The following is a 6,385-nucleotide window of genomic DNA, read 5'->3' on the forward strand; positions in this document are numbered from 1 at the left end:
CCCGGCAACGGTCGGCGGCGCGGTAACGGCCGGCCCGGATCGGCTCCGCGGTGGGCGCGGGCTCAGAGTCGGGCCAGCAGTTCCCTGGCGCGCCGCAGGCCCGCGGTGTCGCCGAGGTCGTCGAGCAGCCGCTCGGCCTCGGTGCCGAGGGTACGGGCCTCGGCCGGGCGGCCGGCGGCGAGTTGGGCGGTGGCGGCGGCGAGCAGGGTGTGCGCGCGCTGGGTCTGCAGGCCGTGCGCCGTGCAGACGGCGAGGGCCTCGGTGTAGTGGTCGGTCGCCTCGTCGTGGTGGCCGAGCGCGTTGAGCGCCAGCCCCGCGCCGCGCAGGGCGAGCGCGGTGCCCAGGGCGCAGTCGGCCTCCCGCCACAGCGCGAGCGAGTCGCGGCTGTGCTCCAGCGCCCGGGCGTGGTCGCCCTGGGCCAGCCGGGCCTGGGCGAGCCCGAGGGCGGCCTGGGCGGCCATCCCTGGCTCGCCGGCCCGCAAGGAGACCTCCCGGGCCGCCTCGAAGTGGCGCACCGCCTCGTCCCGGCCGGCCGGGTCGACGGCCGCGACCGTGCCCAGGGTGTAGAGCGCGCGCTGCGGGAAGACGGTGACCTCGGGCCGGGCCAGCTGGTGACGCTGCGCCTGCCGGGCCAGCTCCCGGGCGCGCGGGTGCTGCCCGGTGTACGCGTACGCCACGGCGAGCACGGTGCAGGCGTCGGCCGCCACACCCTGGTCGCCGCCCTGCTCGGCGGCCCGGACCAGCACGGTGACGGCGGGCAGCAGCGCCGGCCAGGGCAGCCGCAGGTCGGTGCAGGGCAGCAGGCCCGCCAGCATCGCCGCGAGGACCCGGACGTCCCCGGGGCCGGCCGCCCTGGTGGGGTGCAGCAGGATCTGGGTGGTCACCCTGATCATCGCCGGGAGTTCGCCGAGCACCCAGCGCTGGGCGTCGGCCTGGCCGCCGAACCGCGGCCCGCCGGGGATCCGCGGGTCCAGCGCGTCGGCGAGCCGGCTGTAGGGCCGCTCCAGCCGCAGCGCGGTGCTCACCCCGGCCTGGTAGTGCAGTGCGAGCCGGCTCAGCGCGGCGGCCCGCTCGGCCGGTGGGTCGCTCTCCAGGGTGCGGTGGCGGGCGAACAGCCGCAGCAGGTCGTGGTAGCGGTAGCGGCCGGGGTCGGTGGACTCCAGCAGGCCGATGTCGGCCAGCGACTCCAGGGCGTCCTCGGCGTCCCGTTCGCCGCACCCGAGGACGGCCGCGGCGGTGTCCGGGGACAGCGTGGCCACCTCGGGGATGGCGAGCAGGCGGAACGCCCGGGCCGAGTCCGGCTCCAGGGCGGCGTAGGAGAGCTCGAAGGCCGCGTCGACGGCCAGGCTGCCGGCCTCCAGCTCGACCAGCCGGCGGGCCCGGTCGGTGAGCCGGTCGGCGAGCGCGCCGACCGTCCAGCGCGGTCGCGCGGCGAGGCGGGCGGCGGCGATCCGGACGGCGAGCGGCAGCAGGCCGCAGGCGCGCACCAGGCCGAGCGCGGCCTCGGGCTCGCGGTGCAGGCGGTCGGGGCCGGCGATCCGCTCCAGCAGGGCCAGCGCCTCCGGCTCGCTGAACGGCTCCAGCGCGATCCGGCCGGTGACCGGCAGGCAGGGCAGCGGGGTACGGCCGGTGACCAGCACCGCGCACCGGGAGGCCCCCGGCAGCAGCGGCTCGACCTGCTCGGCGTCGGCGGCGTTGTCCAGCACCACCAGCAGCCGGCGGCCGGCCAGCCTCGACCGGTAGAGCGAGGTCCGCTCGTCCGCGCCGACCGGGATGTTCTCGCTCGGGATGCCCAGGGCGCGCAGGAACTGCTCCTGGACGGTGTACGGGTCGGCCGGGTCGGCACCGGCGCCGCGCAGGTCCGCGTAGAGCTGCCCGTCGGCGAACCGGCCGAGGGTGCGGTGCGCGGCGTGCACGGCCAGCGCGGTCTTGCCGACCCCGCCCATGCCGTGCACCGCGCAGACGGTGGCGCCGGGGCGCTCCAGCAGTGCCACCAGCTCGGCCACCGCGGCCGAGCGGCCGGTGAAGTCCGGCACGTCGAAGGGGAGTTGGGCCGGGGCCGGGAGCGCGGGACCGGGCCCCCCGATGATGGCCGGCGCGGCCGGTGGAGCGGTCAGGGCCGGGTCGGAGCACAGGATCCGGCGGTGCAGCTCGGCCAGCTCCGGCCCCGGGTCGACGCCCAGCTCCTCGGCCAACAGACGGCGGCTGCGCTCGTACCCGGCCAGCGCGGCGGCCTGCCGGCCCGAGCGGTAGAGGGCGGTCATCTGCAGCGCCCGCAGCCGCTCGCGCATCGGGTGCTCGTCGGCCAGCGCGGTGAGCTCCGGGACGGCCCTGGTGTGCCGGCCGAGGTCGAGCTCCAGCTCCAGGCGCCCCTCCAGCAGTGCCAGCCGTCGCTCGGCCAACCGGTCGCGCTGCCGCTCGGCGTACTCGCCGGGCACCCCGGTGAGCGGGACGCCGTCCCAGCAGGCGGCCGCCTCGGCGAGCAGCCGGACGGCCTGCTCCAGCTCGCCCGCGGCCCGGGCCCGGCCGGCCTCGGCGGACAGGTGCTCGGCCCGCGCCGCGTCCAGCGCGCCGTCGGCGAGCCGCAGGGCGTAGCCGCCGGCCACCGAGAGCAGCACGCGCGGGGCACGCGGGTCGGCTTCCAGCGCGGCCCGCAGCCGGGAGACGTGGTTGCGCAGGGCCACCACCGCGCTGGCCGGCGGCTCCCAGCCCCACAGGCCCTCCACCAGGTCCGGGACGGACGCCACCTGGCCGCCGCGCAGCGCGAGGGCGGCCAGCACCGCGCGCTGCTGGGCCGTGCCGGTGTCCAGCTCACGGTCGGCGCGCCAGGCCCGCACGGGGCCCAGCACCGCGATTCGCAGTCCTTCCACATCCACTCCCGTCGTGCCGTCCGGATCCGCCCGGACCTGCGAGGAGCCCGCCGTGCTCCGACTTACCGAGAAATTACCGGCGCGTGACACGGCACCGGCACCATCGGGTGTCCGGATCCCCAGCACATCGAACGAACTTGCCTGCCGACACCGTTGTGACGCCCTGCCTCCCGGCCGACCCGGCCGAGTGCCGCCGTACGCTGCCCACCTGCGGAAACACCGCCGCCGAACCGCCCAAGGGATGCTACAGGCGTTCGAAGGCCGGCTCCGCCCACCGAGGCGCCGAGGCCGTGCGCCGCCGGGCTCGGAGGCATACGTGCTGATCGGCCGGGAGTGCGAACTGGAGCGGCTGGTCGAGCTGCTCGGCGGTCCGGTGACCGGCACCGCGGTCCTGGTCCACGGCGACTCCGGCAGCGGCAAGAGCGGGTTCCTGCGCGCCGCCGTCGAGCGGGCCCGCCGGGACGGCGACACCGTCGTGGTCGCCTCCGGTGACCCGCTGGAGGCCGACTACGACTTCGGCGTCGTCAAGCAGCTGTTCGAGCGGCTGGCCGTCGAGGCGGCCATGGCCGGCCCGGACGGCGCGGGCGGCCTGCTCGCCGGCCACGCGGCCGCGGCCGCGCTGGTGCTGGCCCCCTGGGTCGTCCCGGCCCCGACCGCCGAGGAACCCGCCGAAGCGGCCGCGCCGGACCGGGGCGCGGACCCGACCACCCTGAACGGGCTGTACTGGCTCGCCGTCCACCTCACCGCGCTCGGCCGGCTGGTGATCGTCATCGACGACCTGCAGTGGGCCGACGCCGCCTCGCTGCGCTGGCTGCGCTACCTGCTGCGCCGGGCCGGCAGCCTGCCCGTGGTGGTGATCGCCACCCTGGGCCCCGGCCGCGCGCCCGCGGACAACGAGGAGCTCGGCGCCGTCCTGCCGCTGTTCCGGCACCAGCTGACGCTGAGCGGCCTGGGCCCGCAGGACACCGCGGCCGTCATCCGGGAGCTGTTCGGAAGCACCGCCGACCCGGCCTTCACCGCCGAGTGCCACCGGGCCACCGGCGGCAACCCGTTCCTGCTGTACACCCTGCTGCGCTCGCTGCGCTCGGCCGGCCTGCCCCCGGACGCCCGGACCGCCGCCGACCTGCTCCGGCACGTGCCGCCGGACGTCGGCCGCGCGGTGTACACGCTGCTGGCCAACACCGGCCCGCACGCCGCGGCGGTGGCCCAGGCCGTGGCGGTGCTCGGCGGCACGCCGGCCGTCGAACTGGTGGCCGAGGCCGCCGGGCTGACCGAGGGCGAGGCCGCCGACGCCGGCGACGCGCTGGTCCGGGCCGGGCTGGTGGTGCGCTGCGGGGACGGTCTCCGGTTCGTCTGCCCCACCCTCGCCACCGCCGTCGCGGACGGGGTGGTGCCCAGCGCCCGGCAGGAGCTGCACCGGCGGGCGGCCCGGCTGCTGATGGCCCGGCAGGCGCCGGTCGACCTGATCGCCGGGCACCTGCTGCGCAGCCCGGTGGGCGAGCCGGGCACGGCCGAGGTGCTGCGCCGGGCCGCGGTGGCCGCCGTCCAGGACGGCCGGCCCGACCGCGCCGCCGCCTACACTCGGCGCGCGCTGCGCGAGCCGCTCGCCGAGGACGACCGGGCCACCCTGCTGATCACCCGGGGCGAGGCGGAGCTGGCGACCAGCGTGCCGGCCGCCGTCGACCACCTCCGGCTCGGCCTCGCGCTCTCGCGCTGCCCCGAGGAGCGGACCACCGCCGCGCGGACCCTGGCGGGCGCGCTGTTCGCGCTCGACCGCTACCCCGACGGCCTGGAGGTGCTCAGCAGCACCAGCGAGGCGGTCCGGGCGCAGGACGCCGCCGGCGCGCTGCGCCTGGAGGCGGAGCACGCCTTCGCCAGCCTGAGCCAGGCCGGCTCGGCCGCCGCCGTGCTCCCCCGGCTGCTGGAGCTGGACCTCGCGGACGCCGAGGGCGGCGCGGCCGAGCGGCCGCTGGCCGCCCTGCTCAGCCTGCGGGCCGCGATGACCGGGGACGATCCGGCCCAGGTGGTCGCACTGGCCCGGCAGGCGCTGAGCGAGGGGCTGCACCCGGCCGAGGACCGCTCGGGGGTCTACCTCGCCGCCGTCCTCGCGCTCGGCGCCGCCGGCCAGGCGGGCCTGGCGCTCGCGTACGCCGAGACGGCCGTGGCGGCGTCCCGGACCCGTGGCCCCGCGCTGGTCCGGGCCCGGGCGAGGGCCGCCCGGGCCGGGGTGTACAGCCGGCTCGGGCGGGTGCCGCAGGCCCGGGCCGACGCCGAGGCGGCGCTCCAGGCGCTGGCGGAGATCGGCGTCGGGCCGCGGAACAGCTACTGCGTCGCCCCCCATGCCATCCTCATCGACTCGCTGGTGAAGCAGGGCCGGCCCGAGGAGGCCTGGGCTCAGCTGGAGCACGCCGGGCTGACCGGCGAGCTCGACGGCCACTGGATCAACGACTACGTGCTGCTGGTCCGCGGCCGGCTGCTGGCCGCCTCGGGCCGCCCGCAGGACGCGCTGGCCGACTTCCTGGCCTGCGGGCGCCGGATGTGCGCCCGCGCCATGCCGGGCCCGGGGTTCCTGGCCTGGCGGGCCGAGGCGGCGCTGATGCACGCGGCGCTCGGCCGGCACGAGGCGGCCCGCACGCTCGCCGCCGAGGAGCTGGACCTGGCCCGCGACTGGGGCGTGCCCGAATCCGTCGGCAGCGCGCTGCGCGCGGCGGGCGCGGTCACCGGCGGCCCGGAGGGCCTGGCCATGCTGCGGCAGTCGGTCGAGGTGCTGGCCGGCACCACGGCGAGCCTCGGCCACGCCCAGGCGCTGGCCGACCTCGGCGCGCACGCGCGCCGGGCCGGCCGCTTCGACGAGGCCCGCGACCACCTCCAGCAGGCCGTGGACCTGGCGCACGGGATCGGCGCCACGGCGGTGGCCGACCGCGCGCTGGCGGAGCTGCGCGCCATCGGCGACCGGCCCCGTACCCGTGCCTTCAGCGGCGTGGACGCCCTGACGCCGACCGAGCGGCGGGTCTCCGCGCTGGCCGCGCAGGGCCTGACCAACCGTGAGATCGCCCAACAGCTGTTCGTCGGGCTGCGCACCGTCGAGGTCCATCTGACCAACACCTACGGCAAGTTGGGGATCAGCGGCCGGCCGGAGCTGGCCGAGGCGCTCGGCGTGCCGGCCGAGGACGGCTGAGCCGCACGCCCTCGGGGAACGACGGAGCCGGCCCCCGCAGCGCGGTGCTGCGGGGGCCGGCTGTGCGGTGCGGGTCAGTCCTGGGCCGGGGCGGCGGCGAGGCCCGCCTGGATCAGCCCCATCACGGACGAGTCGGTCAGCGTGGTGGTGTCGCCCACCTCGCGCTGCTCCGCGACATCGCGCAGCAGGCGTCGCATGATCTTGCCGGAGCGGGTCTTCGGCAGCTCCTCCACGACCAGGACCTGCTTGGGTTTGGCGATCGGGCCGAGGGTGCGGCCGACGTGGTCGCGCAGGTCGGCGATGAGTTCGGGGCTGTCGGTGGCGGTGTGGCGCAGGA

The 6,385-nt window shown here is 78.1% G+C and carries 2 protein-coding genes and 1 pseudogene; 1 reads left to right on the forward strand and 2 read right to left on the reverse strand.

The features are described from left to right. Window positions 1-62: 62 nt before the first annotated feature. Window positions 63-2,870: a BTAD domain-containing putative transcriptional regulator gene (locus tag AB0K43_RS08405; RefSeq protein ID WP_363637140.1), complete on the reverse strand. Its 2,808-nt coding sequence runs from the start codon at window positions 2,868-2,870 to the stop codon at window positions 63-65. Window positions 2,871-3,186: 316 nt separating this feature from the next. On the opposite strand from AB0K43_RS08405, the gene AB0K43_RS08410 reads away from it, so the two are divergent. Then, window positions 3,187-6,048, forward strand: a complete 2,862-nt coding sequence (locus AB0K43_RS08410) for an AAA family ATPase (RefSeq protein ID WP_363637142.1) — start codon at window positions 3,187-3,189, stop codon at window positions 6,046-6,048. A gap of 74 nt (window positions 6,049-6,122) precedes the next feature. On the opposite strand, the pseudogene AB0K43_RS08415 reads toward AB0K43_RS08410, so the two are convergent. Beyond that, window positions 6,123-6,385, reverse strand: a pseudogene (locus AB0K43_RS08415) (acetyl-coenzyme A synthetase); the annotation flags it as partial.

Origin of the sequence: Kitasatospora sp. NPDC049258 (assembly GCF_040678895.1) — a bacterium.
Taxonomy (GTDB): domain Bacteria; phylum Actinomycetota; class Actinomycetes; order Streptomycetales; family Streptomycetaceae; genus Kitasatospora.